We start from the raw sequence: 16,203 nt of genomic DNA, 5'->3' as shown, positions 1-16,203 counted from the left end.
GGCGCAGAAGCCCCCGGATTGCATCCGGGCTACGCTCTAGATCAATGAAAACGGGCGCCCAGCGGTTAAGATGGGCGCCCGTTTTTCGTTCAGGCCTTCTGTCATGCGTCCGCTTGCCGCCATCGTCGACCTTTCCGCCATCGCTCATAACTACGCCGTCGCCAAGCGCTGCGCGCCCGGGCGTCAGGCCCTCGCCGTGGTCAAGGCCAATGCCTACGGGCATGGCGTGCGTGAGGTGGTGACGGCGCTGCACGAGGTTGCCGATGGCTTTGCCGTGGCCTGCCTGGAGGAGGCGGCCGAGGTGCGCGCCATGCATGGTGAGGCGCGCATCCTGCTGCTCGAGGGCTGCTTCGAGGCCAGTGAATACGCCATCGCCGCGCAACTGGGGCTGGACCTGGTGCTGCAGAGCGCGGCGCAGGCAGAGGCGCTGATTGCCGCTGAGTTGGCGCGTCCGCTCAATGTCTGGCTCAAGCTCGACTCTGGCATGCATCGCCTCGGTTTCGATGCCGCCAGTCTACGTCAGTGGCATGCGCGGCTCGAAGACGCCGAGCAGGTTGCCGAGCTCAACCTGCTCAGCCATTTCGCCTGTGCCGATGAGCGCGGCCACCCGCTCACCGAACTGCAGGTCGAGCGTTTTCTCGATCTGCTGGATCTGGATTTCAATCATCGTTCCCTGGCCAACTCGGCGGCCGTGCTGACCATTCCCGCTGCGCATATGGATTGGCTGCGCCCCGGCATCATGCTCTACGGCGCCACGCCGTTCGCCGAACTGAGTGCGCGCGAATTGGGGCTGAAACCGGCCATGACCCTGGCTGCGCGGGTGATCGCCGTGCGTGAGGTGGCAGTCGGTGAAAGCGTTGGTTATGGCGCAGCCTGGGTGGCCGAGCGGCCTTCGCGTATTGCCACGGTCAGCTGCGGTTATGCCGATGGTTATCCACGCCATGCTCCCAGTGGTACACCGGTGTTGATCGAGGGGCAGCGCGCCAAGCTGGCGGGCAGGGTGTCGATGGACATGTTGGCGGTGGATATCACGGACCTGCCGGAGGCCGATGTCGACTCGCCGGTGGAGCTGTGGGGCAGCCAGTTGCCGGTGGATGAAGTGGCCACGGCGTGCGGCACCATTGGCTATGAGCTGCTGAGCAAGGTCACTGCTCGAGTGCCGCGGCGCTATATCGGCTAGCAGTATTTCAGGTAGGGTGAGTGCAACCCGCCACCGGTAGCCTGGCGGGTTGCACTCGCCCATGGGGCCTAGGCCAGCCCGCTCGGGACTTTAAGTACGTCCAGCTCCAGGCAGGCCTGTTCGCTCAGTTCGCCATCGTCGCCATGCACGCGTGAACCGGAGCGGCCCAGTTCCTTCACCCGGTAAAGGGCCATGTCTGCCGCCTTGTACAGTCCGGTGAAATTTTTCGCATGGCGCGGATACAGCGCTACGCCGATGCTGATGGTTACGCGCAGGCGCTCGGCGCCGTAGTGCACGGGCTCGGATAGCTCGGCCAGCAAGCGCTCGGCGATCTCTCGAGCCTGGTTTTCGGCATCGCTACCGCAGATCAGTGCGGCGAACTCATCGCCGCCCAGGCGCGCAACCGCATCACCGGCACGAACGTGCTCGCGCAGTCGCATGGCGACTACCTGCAGCATCAAGTCGCCGGCCGCGTGACCGAAACGGTCATTGATCGGCTTGAAATGGTCCAGATCGATCAACAGCAATGCCACGCTTTCATTGTGCCGTTCGGCATGAGCCAGGGCCGACTCGCAGCGCTCGACCAGGTAGCGTCGATTGGGCAGTTCGGTCAGCGAGTCATGGAAGGCGGCATGCTGCAGTTCACGCTCGCGTTCACGTAGTTGCTCGTTGGTTGCGGCCAGCTCGGCGGTGCGTGCGGTCACTGCTGCTTGCAGTTCGTCGGCGCTGGCCTGCAGTTGCGCCAAACGTGCGGTTTTCTCGCGATCTGCCTGTTGCAAGGCAACGGCGCGCTCCTGCTTGAGGATCTGGATGCGATAGGCCAGGGCGAAGGAGAACAGGATGGATTCGGCAGCCACTGCCAGGGGGAACACGTAGGCATTCCACTCAGCCGGCTGCAGCACGCCGGTGGTACGCAGCAGCAGAATGGCGACACTGCCCAGGACCAACCCGTAGCCGTAAAGATACAGCTGCGCTGGGAAGAAACCCTGGCGCCAGCGGATCACGGCGCTGCCCAGGGCAGCAGGGATGCTGGTCAGCGACAGCAGGGCGATGGCCCAGGCAGCGAGGTAGCGCTGATCGAACAGGGTCAGAACGATGGCGATCAGGTAGATCACGCAGGCCATGTTCAGCAGGTGATGCGCCCAGCGCACGTAGAGTCGCGTCTGCAGTAGTGTCTGGGTGAAGCGGCTGGCGAACAGGCCCCATAGCGAGGGCAGGGTGATGCGATCGAGCCACGCCGGCACCGCATGGTTTGGCCACAGGTACTGTGCGCCATGGCCGGTCATGCTCATGATGAACAGCAGGGCGAAGGCAGTGGTCAGCACATACCAGAAATAAGCCTTGTCGCGCAGCGATATGAGGATGAACAGGTTGTACAACAGCAGCGCGAAAACCACGCCATAGATAGCCCCGAGTGCCAGGTTCTCGCGGGTGGCCAGTTGCGTGAGGTCTTCGAGTTGCCAGACCCGCAGCGGGAAGGAGTTGCCCGCCGGGTCAAAGGCACGCAAGTAGAGGGTCTTTGGCTGCTCACTCAGGGTCGGTAGGTCGAACACCATGCGGCGGTAGGGGTGGTCGCGATTTTCGCTGAAGGGGACTCGCTCGCCGGACTGACGCAACTGCCAGCCACCCTGGCCGTCAGGGAGATAGAGCTGCAGGTCCAGCTGAGTCACTGAGCCCACCTCCAGTACCCAGTAAGCGGGAGCGTGGATGTCGCGTTGTAGAGTGAGTTTGATCCACCAGGGATTGAGGCTCTGGCCGACGCTGGCGCGGCCGTTGGCGGGTTGAAAGCGCGACTGCTGCTCAGGGCTGGCAAGGTCGTCGATTGTCAGGGTGCCCTGGGCGTCTTCCAGCAGCTCGATATGCGCATTGAGCGGCATGCCGCTGCTGGCGTCGGTGAGTACCACGGACGCCGCTGCCGGACCCGTGATCGACAGTCCCAGCAGAAGGGCGAGCAGAAAGACGAAGCGCTGCGGCATAGATGTCCTGGAGTCGGCTGACCGAGTACTTGAGTATATGCACAGGATTGTTATCGGACGAAAACAAATATGGCGTAAGGCTACTGCAGGAAAATAACTGATTTCTCTAACCTTTCTTTCCTGATGTCGGCGTCGGGCAAGAGGCAGTAGCCAGGTGAGTGATCTGTGCGCCTGTTTGAGCGTTTGCCGTGGTGTGCTCAGGTGCTATTAAACCCAGCGTATTAGTCTGGTTTGGTCAATTTTTGTGCTATTATCCGCGCCCCTCGTGATAGCCCACTGATCAAAAAATATGCAAGCCGCCAAGCCGTTGTTCGACTATCCCAAGTATTGGGCCGAGTGTTTCGGGCCTGCACCGTTCCTGCCGATGAGCAGGGAGGAGATGGATCAGCTCGGCTGGGATTCGTGCGACATCATCATCGTCACCGGTGATGCCTACGTCGACCATCCTTCGTTCGGCATGGCGATCATCGGCCGTCTGCTGGAAGCCCAGGGCTTTCGTGTGGGCATCATCGCCCAGCCGAACTGGCAGTCCAAAGACGATTTCATGAAGCTCGGTGAGCCGAATCTGTTCTTCGGTGTCGCAGCCGGCAACATGGACTCGATGATCAACCGCTACACCGCCGACAAGAAGATTCGCTCCGACGACGCCTATACGCCCGGCGGCCTTGCCGGCAAGCGCCCGGATCGCGCCAGCCTGGTATATAGCCAGCGCTGCAAGGAGGCCTACAGCCACGTGCCGGTGGTGCTGGGCGGCATCGAGGCATCCTTGCGCCGTATCGCCCATTACGACTACTGGCAGGACAAAGTCCGCCGTTCGATCCTGATGGACGCCACCGCCGACATCCTGCTTTACGGCAATGCCGAGCGCGCGGTGGTGGAGATCGCTCAGCGGCTGTCGCGTGGTGAGCAGGTGGAAACCATCAGCGATGTACGTGGTACGGCTTTCATTCGGCGTGACACGCCCGAAGGCTGGTATGAGGTCGATTCCACTCGTATCGACCGTCCGGGCCGCGTCGACAAGATCATCAACCCCTACGTCAATACGCAGGATACCGAGGCCTGCGCCATCGAGCAGGCCAAAGGCGAGGTTGAGGATCCGAATGAAGCAAAGGTAGTGCAGATTCTCGACAGCCCGCGCATGACCCGCGACAAGACTGTGATCCGGCTGCCGTCGTTCGAGAAGGTGCGTAACGACCCGGTCCTCTACGCCCATGCCAACCGCGTGCTGCACCTGGAAACCAACCCGGGCAACGCCCGCGCGCTGGTGCAGAAGCATGGCGAGGTGGACGTGTGGTTCAACCCGCCACCCATCCCCATGACCACCGAGGAAATGGACTACGTGTTCGGCATGCCCTACGCGCGCGTGCCGCATCCGGCGTATGGCAAGGAGAAGATCCCGGCCTACGACATGATCCGCTTCTCGGTGAATATCATGCGTGGCTGCTTTGGCGGCTGCACCTTCTGCTCGATCACCGAGCACGAAGGCCGCATCATCCAGAACCGCTCCCACGAGTCGATCATTCGCGAAATCGAGGAGATGCGTGACAAGGTGCCAGGCTTCACTGGCGTGGTCTCCGACCTCGGTGGGCCGACCGCCAACATGTACCGCATCGCCTGCAAGGACCCGGAGATCGAGAAGCACTGCCGCAAGCCGTCGTGCGTGTTCCCGGGCATCTGCGAGAACCTCAATACCGATCACAGCTCCCTGATCGAGTTGTACCGCAAGGCGCGTGCGCTGCCGGGGGTGAAGAAGATCCTGATCGCCTCGGGCCTGCGTTACGACCTGGCCGTGGAGTCGCCGGAGTATGTCAAGGAACTGGTCACCCACCATGTTGGCGGCTACCTGAAGATCGCCCCGGAGCACACCGAGCGTGGCCCGCTGGACAAGATGATGAAGCCGGGGATCGGCAGCTACGACCGCTTCAAGCAGATGTTCGAGAAGTACTCGAAAGAGGCGGGCAAGGAGCAGTACCTGATCCCGTACTTCATCGCTGCGCACCCGGGCACCACCGACGAGGACATGATGAACCTCGCTCTGTGGCTAAAGCGCAACGGTTTCCGCGCCGACCAGGTGCAGGCCTTCTACCCGTCGCCGATGGCCACGGCGACCGCCATGTATCACTCGGGCAAGAACCCGCTGCGCAAGGTCACCTACAAGAGCGACGGCGTCGAGATCGTCAAGAGCGAGCAGCAGCGCCGTCTGCACAAGGCCTTCCTGCGCTACCACGACCCGAAAGGCTGGCCGCTGCTGCGTGAGGCGCTGACGCGCATGGGCCGCAGTGATCTGATCGGCCCGGCCAAGCATCAACTGATTCCGGCTCACCAGCCGGCTGCTGATGATGGCTACCAGAGTGCGCGGCGCAAGAACTCTACGCCGGTCGGCAGCAAGAAAGTGGGCAACGCAGGCAAGATACTCACTCAGCATACGGGGCTGCCGCCGCGTGGCAGTGATGGCAGCAAGCCTTGGGACAAGCGTGAGCAGGCCAAAGCGGCGGCTGAGGCGCGTAACCAGCAAGCCGCGCGCGAACGTGCTGGCGCTGGCAAAGGCAAGGGCAAAAAGCCCGGGAAGAAACCCGCGGTACCGCGCTGAATCATCGTAGCGCTCACGAAAACGCCAGCATTACGCTGGCGTTTTCGTTTCAGAAGCCCTCGTCAGCGCCTTGTAGGGTGGGCTTCAGCCCACCATCATCGTCGTGCCCTGCGGCTGGCTCAGTCAGCGCTGAAACGGCAGGTCAGGTAACGGTTGCTCGGGCCGTAGCGCAGGATCGACCACAAGCGCCTGAACAGATAAAACGGGTGGCTGCGGTAATACGCCAGCACGGCATTGCCGACACCTTCCGAGCGGTGCTGGCGGGCCTCTTTTTTCTCCGACCTCTTGAACAGTCCGGAACATTCCCAGTGCTGGATCTGCTCGAAGCGCTCATGCGGGCGCAAGCCATGGCGGCGGAACAGGCGGGCGAAGCTGGCTGGGCTGAAGTCATGCAGGTGATGCGGGTTGCCGTCGAGCGTGGGCGTCGTTGGCACCGAGGCAATGATGCGGCCGCCCCTGGCCAGCAGTCGTGAGAGGTTTTCCACCAGGCGCACCGGGTCTGGCAGGTGCTCGATGGTCTCCAGGCTGACGATACTGTCGAAGCCTGCGCTGTCGGCGAAGGTTTCGGCGTTGGCGCACTGATAGCGCAGGTTGGGACGTTGATAATTCGCCTGCGCGTAGGCAATAGCTTCGGGATCGATGTCGATACCGGTGATCTGCTTGTCTGGATGCCGTTCAGCCAACAATGCACTGCCGTAACCACAGCCACACGCCATGTCGAGCACGCGCGAGCCTGCCAGCGAGTCGCTGGCGAATTCATAGCGCTGCATGTGCAGGTCGAGAGTGGCCTGGTCGGCGGCCAGGCGCTCATCCATCTTCAACGGATAGATGCGTTCGAGGGTGTGCATGGCGGCCTGTCCTTGGGCTGTGGAGGGAAGAGATGGCCGACGTAGTCTGTTGTTTCCCGGTGAGGGCTGCAAGCGTCTCGCCTGGTTTCATGGCTCGGCTTGTGATGCATGGCGGGCTTGGTTTGTTTTTGTATTGGCACTATAGTTCCAAAATATAAAAACAACATCGGAGTCCTACCATGCGCCTTGCTGCTCCCTCTGTTATCGCTCTGTCCATGTTGTTGGCTGCATGTGGGGAGAGCGAAGCGCCGCCCGCGGCCAGTCTCGACTTTCAGAAGCAACTGCAGACGCAGCTGATCAAGGCCAAGCCGGGTGAGGTGGTCGAGATTCCGGCGGGTACCTGGCAGCTCGACCGTAGCCTGAGCCTCAAGGTCAGTGGGGTGACGTTGCGCGGCGCCGGCATGGATCAGACCATCCTCAACTTCAAAGGGCAGAAGTCGGGTGCCGAAGGGCTGCTGGTGGACGCCTCCGACTTCACCATCGAGGATCTGGCGCTGGAGGACACCAAGGGCGATGCGCTCAAGGTCGTGGGCGGTCAGAACATCATCATCCGCCGTGTACGCACCGAATGGACCAATGGCCCGGCTACCGAGAATGGTGCTTATGGCATCTACCCGGTGCAGACCGAGAACGTGCTGATCGACGGCGTGGTGGCCATCGCAGCCTCGGATGCTGGCATCTATGTGGGTCAGTCGCGCAACGTGGTGGTGCGCAACAGCCGTGCCGAGCGCAACGTCGCGGGTATCGAAATCGAGAACACCATCGGTGCCGACGTTTACGACAACGTCGCCACCGGCAACACCGGCGGCATCCTGGTGTTCAACATGCCCAATCTGCCGCAGCCAGGCCACACCACGCGGGTCTACCGCAACAAGGTCGAGGGCAACAACCACAAGAACTTCGGCCACAAGGGCACGCCGGTCGCCAGTGTGCCGGCGGGCTCTGGCGTGCTGGTCAACTCCAACGACAAGGTGGAAATCTTCGATAACGATATTGGCGACCACCGCACTGCCAACGTCATCGTCAGCAGCTACTTCAGCACCGGCTACACCGACCTCTCCACCGAGGCGGACTTCGATCCCTACCCGGAGGCCATTCATATCCATGGCAACCGCTTCGGACCTGGTGGCGACAGCCCCGATAACCTCGAGCTGAAAGCGCTGAGGCTGACCAAGTTCGGTCTCAATGGCCGCCTGCCGGACATCCTCTGGGACGGCTACGTGAACCCCGAAAAGCTGGTCGATGGCAAGCTGCCGGCTGAGTTGGCCATCTGCATAGACAATGGCGATGCCGGCATCGTCAACGTCGACGGCCCCGGCGGCTACAAGAACATCAGTACTGACATAACGCCGCACCGCTGCGAGCTGCCCCGTCTTCCTGCCGTCGAGCTGCGTTCAGCTCTGGCCGAGGTAGGTGAGTAAGCATGAAGCACGCCTGGCTGTTGATTGCCGCTATGCTGCTCGGCGCCTGTGAGCAAGCGCGTACGCCCCTGTATCTGCCCAGCAGTGAAGACTATCCGCACAAGCTCAGCGCCTGGGGTGTGCTGCAACAGCGTGACGGCCAGTTGCAGCCGGTCGAAGGTGTACAGCCTTATGATCTGAATACGCCGCTGTTCACCGACTATGCGCACAAGCTGCGTACGATCTGGCTGCCCGAAGGGAGCCATGCTCGCTATGGCGAAGCACGTTTCGATTACCCCGTTGGCACCGTGCTGAGCAAAACCTTCTACTACCCGATCGATACCCAGGGTCGGTTGCAGCGCAGCGAACAGCGCGATACCGAGGCGGTGGAACTGAAGCGGGTGCGGCTGATCGAGACGCGCATTCTGCTGCGCCAGGAGCAGGGTTGGGTCGCCCTTCCTTACGTCTGGGACGAGGCGCAACGCGAGGCCATGCTGGACTGGGCTGGTGCCAGTTTCGATCTGCAACTGCATGATGAAACTGGCGAGGTGCTGGCGGTCGACTATCAGGTGCCCGATGCCAACCAGTGTGCGGGGTGTCACGAGGAGCAGGCGGGCAAGGGCGTACAGCCGCTGGGGCCGAAGGCGCGTCATCTGAACAAGGATTTCGTCTACGCCGATGGCGCGGCCAACCAGTTGCTGCACTGGCAGGGTATCGGTTTTCTGCAAGGTGTTCCGGCTGACATGACCAGCGTTCCACGCAACGCCCTGTGGGGCGCACCGCGTGAAGGGGAGGGGCTGGAGCATCAGGCACGCAGTTATCTGGATGCCAACTGCTCGCACTGCCATAACCCTGAAGGGGCGGGGCGTACCTCAGGTTTGTATCTCGATCCGGCTACGCCGCTGAGTATCGCTTATGGTCTGTGCAAGCAACCAGTGGCCGCGGGCAAGGGCTCCGGTGATCGCCTGGTGGACATTTATCCCGGTGCGCCGGAAAAGTCGGTGCTGAGCTTCCGCCTGCACAGCACCGATCCCAGCATCATGATGCCTGAGCTGGGTCGTTCCACCTCCCACCGCGAAGGGCTGGAGGTGATCGACCGTTGGATCGCCAGTCTCGATGGCGAGTGCTGACAGACTAGAGCTGACCTGCCTGCCACTGCGCTTCGCGACTGGAGAGAGCTGCGGCGATGTCCGCAACGCTGTCGGAGGCGACGCTCTCCGGCAGCGGGTCGAGGCCGACGCTGGCGAATAGCTGGCCATAGCTGTTACGCAGTTCGGCGTAGGCCAGGTCACGGCGCAGATCCGCCTGTAGTGTGTTCAGCTCGCCCTGGATCAGTTCCAGCTCGCCAATGCCCTGGGCCTGGTAGCGATTGCGCAACTGCTCGACGATCTGCCCGTCCAGGCCGGCCAGTTGCTGGCTGGTCTGGAACTGGCGCTGAGCCTCGCGGAAGTTGGCGTTGGCAACGTGCAGTTGGGCGAGGATGGCCATCGACATGGCCTGGCGCCGCGCATCGGCGACTTCCTGGCCGGCCTTGGCGACATCGATGGCGGCTGGTGCGGAGAGCACGTTGAACAGGTTCCAGGTGACTTTCACGCCGTAGTCGGCCCAGCTCTGGTTCACCAGGAACGAGTTGCTGTCGTAGTGGCCACCGGCGGAAAACTCCAGGCCTGGTAGCAGGCGGAGCATGGCTTTGCGTGTTTCTGCGGCACTGATGCGCGCCTGATAGTCCTGCTCGCGCAGTTCGGGGCGACTGGCCAGTGCTTCCTGTTCGAGTGTGCTCAGTTCAACCTTGAGTTCCGGCATCTGATAACCGGCGTCAGGCGCCAGTTCGACCTGAGTGCCCAGTGGCAGGTTGATCAGAGTGGCCAGTTCGGTCTTGGCCAGCGACAGGGCACGGCGTTGTTCTTCCAACTGACGGCTAGCCTCGATCAGCGCGCGCTGATAGCTCAGGGCCTGGATCGGATCGCCGATTCGCTGTTCGCTCAGGCGCTGGCTGTTGTCGCGAGCCTGGGCGACGCGTGCCATGAGGCTATCTATCTGAGTCAGCAGGCGATCGGCCGCCACGGCACGCCAGTAGGCGGAGCGCACATCCTGAATGATGGTATGCACTACCTTGCGCCGGCGCTCCTGCACGATCAGCCGCTGGTCGCCCTGTTGCTTGGCGCTGACATAGCTGACACCGAAGTCCAGTACGTTCCACACCATGGTCAGATCGGCCACGCCGCGGTCACGATCCTGCGAGGTGGACGGTTCCAGCGACTGGGTGCCGGTGTTGACGCTCTGGCTGCTGGAGGCGCTGACGTTGTTGCGCCCGGCATAGCCGGCGGACAGCGCCATACGCGGCAGCATGTCGAAGGTGGCCAGGTCGACCTGACGCTGGGCCATGGCTTCTTCCATGACCTTCAGGCGCGCCTCGAGGTTGTACTTCACCGCGCGGGCCATGGCTTCGTGCAAGGTCAGTGGGCCGCTGAGCGGTTCCTGATCCTTGAACATGGTCGCCAGATCCTGCTGCGCGCGTTGCTCGCTGACGCTGCGGTCGATGGGTTGACTGGTCACCGCGCAACCACCAACGGCTAACGCCAGTACACTGATGCTGAAAAATTTCGCTGCTTTGCTCATCCTTGGGCCGCCCCCTAGTACGGCACTCATTCGATTCTTATCTGTTGTGTCGATTACGCTTGTGGCATCTGCAACGGAATTTCTCCCAGCGCCCAGGCAAGGTCTCTTACCTGGCGTTGTTCGCTATCCCCTATTTCCTGGAGTTGCTGGCTCAGAGTTGGTGCTCCGAGAATCTCTCCCCCGCCGAGACCAATGCCGTTGGAATTACCCCAGCGAAGCTGAATTTCGCCTGACTCCAGCGGTACGTCCTTGTTGAACATGCTGGAGAAACTGCTGATACCGAACACGCCGCCGTCGCCCCCGCCAAAGCCGAGGAAACCAATGCCGCTGCCATTGCCGGCACCGCTGTCGCTGCTGGCAAAGACCTGGGCGATGTAGCTGGGCGCCAGCGCACCGTTGTTGATGAAGATGTTGCCCACTGTGGGTACGCCACTACCGAGAGTCGGCTGCTCGAACAGTGGCGGCGGCAACAGTGGCGAGGTGGTGTTGGAGGGTGGCGCGCTGGGTACATTGGGTTGAGGTGGTGCACTAGGCATGGTGGGTACGTTGGGCGTCGGGTTGGCGCGGAACTCCGGATCACCATTATTGAGCCCGCCCAGTGTGTAGCTGGCGCTGGAGAAGTTGCTCAGCATGGCATTGCCGACGCCATCTACGATGCCGCTACCAGCGGCCATGAGCGACAGACCAAGTGTGCCCTGGCCGGTCACGCCGGTGACGGTGATGCGATAGGTGCGGGCGTCGACCTGTACCAGCGAGAGCAGGGTGCCGCTGGCGCTGCCGGTAGTGGCCAGGGCGAAGTCACTCAGGTCGACACCGTTGACGTCTTCGCTGAAGGTGACGGTGAAGCCGAGAGTGCTGCTGGTGGTGGGCGACGTGCCGTCGAGGGCGATGCCTGTCACCTGTGGTGGGGCGGCATCAACCAGCACGGCGTTGGTGGCACCGATGTTGTTGAGGGTCGTGGTTGTGTCGTTACCGGCGGCATCGCGCAGTGTCGCGCCGTTGGTCTGGAGGTTGCTAGCGATGGCGATGCCGTTGCTGTCCTGCTGGCCATTGGCGACGCTCAGGCGGAACACCAGCGCGGTGCTACCCGAGCCGCTCAAGTAGTTGGCATAGACGGTGCCACCCGTGTCCAGAGTGATTGCCAGACGTGGGGTGCCGCCTGTGGTGTCGACGGTCACGGCTTCGTCGAAGTTCACCGTGAAGTCGAGAGCGTCCCCCGCCACGTAGGTGCCGTTGGCTGGCACGCCAACCGAGGTGACGGTCGGGGCCTTGCTGTCGATGGCGTAGTTGTTGGAGTCGGTGGTGCCGATGCCGGTGTTGCCGGCGGCGTCGGTGAAGCCGGTGTTGTCCAGGGTGATCAGGTTGGTCGGGTCGGTGACGTCGGCGCTGGGTGTCAGGGTCGCCGTCCAGGTGCTACCGCCGTCCGCGGAGCTGAGCCCGCTCAGGCTGCCGTTGGCCACGCTGAAGTCCGCCGTGGTCAGCCCGCTCACCGCCTCGCTGAAGGTGATGGTGACGGTGGTGCCTTGCCCGGCCTTCAGCGCCGTGTCGGTGACCACGATGGTCGCCGTCGGGCGCTGGCTGTCGATGGCGTAGTTGTTGGAGTCGGTGGTGCCGGTGCCGGCGTTGCCGGCAATGTCGGTGTAGCCGGTGTTGTCCAGGGTGATCAGGTTGGTCGGGTCGGTGACGCTGGCGCTCGGCGTGAGGGTCGCGGTCCAGGTGACGCCACCGTCGTTGGAACTGAGGCCGCTCAGGGTGCCGTTGGCCACGCTGAAGTCCGCCGTGGTCAGCCCGCTCACCGCCTCGTTGAAGGTGATGGTGACCGTGGTGGTCTGCCCGGCCTTCAGCAACGTGTCGGTGACCACGACGGTGGCCGTCGGGCGCTGGGTGTCGATGGCGTAGTTACCCGAGTCGGTGGTGCCGCTGCCGACGTTGCCCGCCAGGTCCATCACTCCGGCGTTATTCAGGGTGATGATGTTGGTGGCGTCGCTGACGTTGGCGCTCGGGGTGAAGGTGGCGGTCCAGGTCAGGCCGCCATCGCTGCTGCTCAGGCCCGAGAGCGAGCCGCCGGACACCGTGAAGTCCGCCGTGTCCAGCCCGACCACCCGCTCTGCGAAGGTGATGGTGACGGTGGCGGTCTCGCCGATGCGCAGGGCCGTGTCGCTGAGGGTGATGCTGGTGGCCGCCGGGCGCACGCCGTCCACCACCAGGGCCTTGTTGGCGCCCAGGGAGCCGGCGGCGCCAGGGGCTGCCAGGGTGAGGATGGCGTTCTGGTTGGCGCCGTCCTTGATGGTGCCGCCATTCAGGCTTAGGGCCGAGGTGGAGGTGTAGTCGAGGTCGGCGGAGCTGTCGCCGGCCTGCACGGTGTAGCTGAAGCTCAGGGTGTCGGTGCCCGAGCCGGACACGTAGTTGAGCACCCGGTCGGTGGCGCCGGTCTCCAGGGTCAGGGTCGGGGTGCCGGTCACGTTCACCGCGCTGTCGAAGCGCACGGTGACGGTGATGACGTCGCCGATCTTGTAGGTGCCGTTGGCGGTGCTGGATGACACGTTGGTGATGGTCGGGGCGATGGGCGCGGTCAGGGACAGGTCGTTGCCGCTGCCGCCGATGTAGCTGGTGGTCAGCTCGGTGCCGTTGCCGGCGGCGTTGAACTTGCCCCCCTCGCTGACGCCGCTGAAGGTGCCGGTCACGGCATCGGCGGCGTCGTTGACGATCACCGTGTAGCTGTCGCCGCTGCCGGCCGCATAGCCGTGGGTGACCGCCAGGGCGGCGCCGGAGACGTCGACGGTGCCGTTGACCACCACCCGGTCGTAGCCAGTGCCCGCGGTAGCACCGTTGATGTCCAGCGCCAGGGTGCTGCCGAAGTCCAGGGTCAAGTTGCCGTTAATGGTCAGCGTGCCGGCGCCACCGTTGCCTGGGGAGAGGGTGCCGCCGCTCTGTACAGTGACGTCTGAACCCAGGGTGCCGCTGCCGGCCAGCGTCGCGCCGCTGGCCACGGTGGTGGCGCTGTTGGTGCTGCCGTCGACCACCAGGGTGCCGGCGGAAACGGTGGTGGTGCCGAACTGGGTGTTGCTGCCGGATAGGGTCAGGTTGCTGGCGCCGGTCTTGGTCAGGCTGCCGGTGCCACTGATGGTGCTGGACAGGGTAGCGGCGGCGCCGGCATTGACGGTGACCAGGCCGGTCAGCGCCAGGGCGTTGTCGATGGTGGTGGTGCCGGTGATCTGCAGCGTGGTGCCGTTGGCCAGGTTGAGCGCACCGGCGCCCAGGTTGGCGTCGCTGGCGACGCTCAGGGTGCCGGCGTTGACGCTGGTGCTGCCGGTGAAGGTGTTGCTGCCGGTCAGGGTCAGAGTGCTGGCGCCGGATTTGGTCAGGTTGTTGCTGCCACTGATGACGCCGGAGAGCGTGGTGTCGGCACCGGTGTTGACCGTGGCGTTGCCGCTGAGGGTAATGGCGTTGTCGATGGTGGTGGCGCCGGTCACCGCCAGGGTCGAGCCACCGGTCAGGGTAACGGTGCCGCCGCCCAGGTTGCTGTCGCTGGCGACGCTGAGGGTGCCGGCACTGACCGTGGTGGCGCCGTAGGTGTTGGTGCCGGAGAGGGTCAGGGTCGAAGCCCCGGCCTTGGTCAGTGTGAATGCACCGCTGATTACCCCGGACAGGGTGGTGTTGGCCGTCGTGCTGACCGTGGCATCGCCCGCTAGGGCAATGGCGTTGTCGATGGTGGTGGCGCTAGTTACCGCCAGGGTTGTGCCGGCCGCCAGGTTGACGGCACCCGAGCCCAGGTTACCGTCGCTGCTCACGCTCAGGGTGCCGGCATTCACGTAAGTGGCGCCGTAGCTGTTGCTGCCGGACAGGCTCAGGGTGCCGCTGCCGGTTTTCGTCAGGTCGTAGGCACCGCTGATGGCACCGCTGAAGGTGACGGCGTTGCCATTGTCGAGGGTGCTGTTGCCGGTGAGGGTGATGGCATTGTCGATGGTGCTGGTGCCCGAAACATTGAACACGGTGCCATCCGCCAGGTTGACCGCCCCGCTGCCCAGGTTGCTGTCACTGGCAATCGACAGGGCGCCGGCAGAGATGGTGGTGGTGCCGCCATAGGTGTTGCTGCCGGACAGGTTCAGGATGCCGCTGCCCTGCTTGACCAGCGAGCCGGTGCCGGAGATGACCCCGGCGACGGTGGCACTCACGTTGTTGCCCCAAGCGGTCAGGGTGTAGCTGCCCAACTGAATGCTGGCATTGGCGTTGTTGCTCGCCAGGCTGCCGATGGTCTGGTTCGACAGCAGCGTCAGGACGCTGTTGCCGTTGACCCGCACGGTGCTGCTGTCGGCCATGGCGGCGTCGCCATTGAGCTTCAGCCAGGCGTAGTTGGCCAGCAGGGTGGCGCCGGTGTAGGTGTTGGTGCCGGAAAACGTGGTCGAGTAGGTGGCGGAACCGCTCTGACTGAACGTCACTCCGCCGGTACCGCTGATGGAGCCGGAGAAGGTGGTGTCCGCCGTCTGGGTGCTGGTCAGGTTGAAGCTGCCCAGGGTCACCGAGCCGGCGCCGGAGAGGTTGCCGAAGGCTTCGTTGCCCGCCAGGGCCAGGGTGGCGCCTGCGGCGACGGATACGTTGGTCGCGGTGGCGAGCGCATCCCCGCCGCTGACCGTCAGGGTGCCCGCACTGATGGTGGTGGCCCCGGAGAAGGTGTTGCCGGCGCCGGCGAGGGTCAGGTTGCCGGCCCCGGTCTTGGTTAGCGCGCCGCTGCCGGCAACGATGCTGTTGATGGCCGCCGTGTCGCCAGCGCCATGGGTGAAGGTCTGGGTGGTGCCACCGCCCAGGGTAATGGTGCCGCCGGTGAGCACCAGGCCGCTAGCCTGGTCCATGTCGAAGGTCAGGCTTTCGTTGATCGACACGGTGTTGAGGTTCAGCGTCTGGCCGGCCAGGTTGCTGGCGAAGACGATGGTCTGGCTGCCGGTGCTGTCGGCCGCGGCGATGGCCACGGCCTCGCTGAAGCTCACGCCGTTGCTGGGGTCGATGGTCGCGGTGTCGATGGCGTTGGTGACGTAGATGGTGTCGCTGGCCACCGTGATGTTTGCGGTGGCACTGCCGCCGGCACCGTCATTGAGGGTGACCTTGACGTTGGCATCGCCGGCCGGCGTGTCGCTGCGGTAGGTGATGCGCTGCGCCACGTCGTTAACCAGCGCCGTGGTGGCGGTGGTAGCGCTGCTGGTGAAGGTGATGGTCAGCACGCCGCCAGTGTTGGTGAAGGTGGCGAAGGTCAGCCCGCCCGACTGCAGGTTGCTGCCGCTGACGGTGAACAGCGCACCGGAGGTATCGAAGCCCAGCACATCGCTGCTCACTGCCGTGCCGTCGCGCTGGATCACCAGGCTGGCCCCGGACCAGTTGCCGTTGCCGCCATTCAATGCGCCCAGCTCGCTGTCGGTCAGGCTGGCGTTGCTGCCGAGATCGAGGTGAACGGTATTGCCTGCGCCGCTCCAGGCGACGCTATCGCCATTGAGGTTATTGATAACTGGTGCGGCATTGGGCAGTACAGCCGCCTCGAAATTCAAGTCATCGACAACAACAATGGTGTCATTACCGGTAATTCTGATTTCATCGATGT

7 protein-coding genes and 1 pseudogene are annotated in these 16,203 nt (G+C 63.6%); 4 read left to right on the top strand and 4 right to left on the bottom strand.

Features of this window, described 5'->3' with window-relative positions:
- Positions 1-103: 103 nt before the first annotated feature.
- Positions 104-1,180, top strand: a complete 1,077-nt coding sequence (gene alr, locus RTH74_RS05255; RefSeq protein ID WP_316913980.1) for an alanine racemase — start codon at positions 104-106, stop codon at positions 1,178-1,180.
- Between the two features lie 68 nt (positions 1,181-1,248).
- On the opposite strand, the gene RTH74_RS05250 is transcribed toward alr, so the two are convergent.
- On the bottom strand, positions 1,249-3,156 hold the full coding sequence (locus tag RTH74_RS05250; RefSeq protein WP_316913979.1) for a diguanylate cyclase domain-containing protein: 1,908 nt from the start codon (positions 3,154-3,156) through the stop codon (positions 1,249-1,251).
- A 289-nt stretch (positions 3,157-3,445) separates the two neighbouring features.
- On the opposite strand from RTH74_RS05250, the gene RTH74_RS05245 reads away from it, so the two are divergent.
- Positions 3,446-5,746: a YgiQ family radical SAM protein gene (locus tag RTH74_RS05245; protein WP_256834447.1), complete on the top strand. Its 2,301-nt coding sequence runs from the start codon at positions 3,446-3,448 to the stop codon at positions 5,744-5,746.
- A gap of 119 nt (positions 5,747-5,865) precedes the next feature.
- Here RTH74_RS05245 and RTH74_RS05240 read toward each other — a convergent pair whose 3' ends face one another.
- Positions 5,866-6,594, bottom strand: a complete 729-nt coding sequence (locus RTH74_RS05240; protein WP_316913978.1) for a class I SAM-dependent methyltransferase — start codon at positions 6,592-6,594, stop codon at positions 5,866-5,868.
- Between the two features lie 179 nt (positions 6,595-6,773).
- Between RTH74_RS05240 and RTH74_RS05235 the strand changes: the two genes are divergently transcribed.
- Both RTH74_RS05235 and RTH74_RS05230 read left to right on the top strand, forming a co-directional pair.
- On the top strand, positions 6,774-8,015 hold the full coding sequence (locus tag RTH74_RS05235) for a parallel beta-helix domain-containing protein (RefSeq protein ID WP_316913977.1): 1,242 nt from the start codon (positions 6,774-6,776) through the stop codon (positions 8,013-8,015).
- Between the two features lie 2 nt (positions 8,016-8,017).
- Complete coding sequence (locus tag RTH74_RS05230) at positions 8,018-9,124, top strand: SO2930 family diheme c-type cytochrome (protein ID WP_316913976.1); 1,107 nt, start codon at positions 8,018-8,020, stop codon at positions 9,122-9,124.
- Positions 9,125-9,128: 4 nt separating this feature from the next.
- On the opposite strand, the gene RTH74_RS05225 is transcribed toward RTH74_RS05230, so the two are convergent.
- Positions 9,129-10,613 carry a TolC family protein gene (locus tag RTH74_RS05225; RefSeq protein ID WP_316913975.1) on the bottom strand — a complete coding sequence of 495 codons (1,485 nt, stop codon included), beginning with the start codon at positions 10,611-10,613 and terminating at the stop codon, positions 9,129-9,131.
- Between the two features lie 1,258 nt (positions 10,614-11,871).
- A pseudogene (locus RTH74_RS24140) lies at positions 11,872-16,123 on the bottom strand (beta strand repeat-containing protein); the annotation flags it as partial.
- Positions 16,124-16,203: the final 80 nt, after the last annotated feature.

Origin of the sequence: Pseudomonas sp. zfem001, assembly GCF_032621725.1 — a bacterium.
GTDB lineage: Bacteria > Pseudomonadota > Gammaproteobacteria > Pseudomonadales > Pseudomonadaceae > Aquipseudomonas > Aquipseudomonas sediminis.
This window is presented reverse-complemented; position numbering and strand designations above follow the sequence as displayed.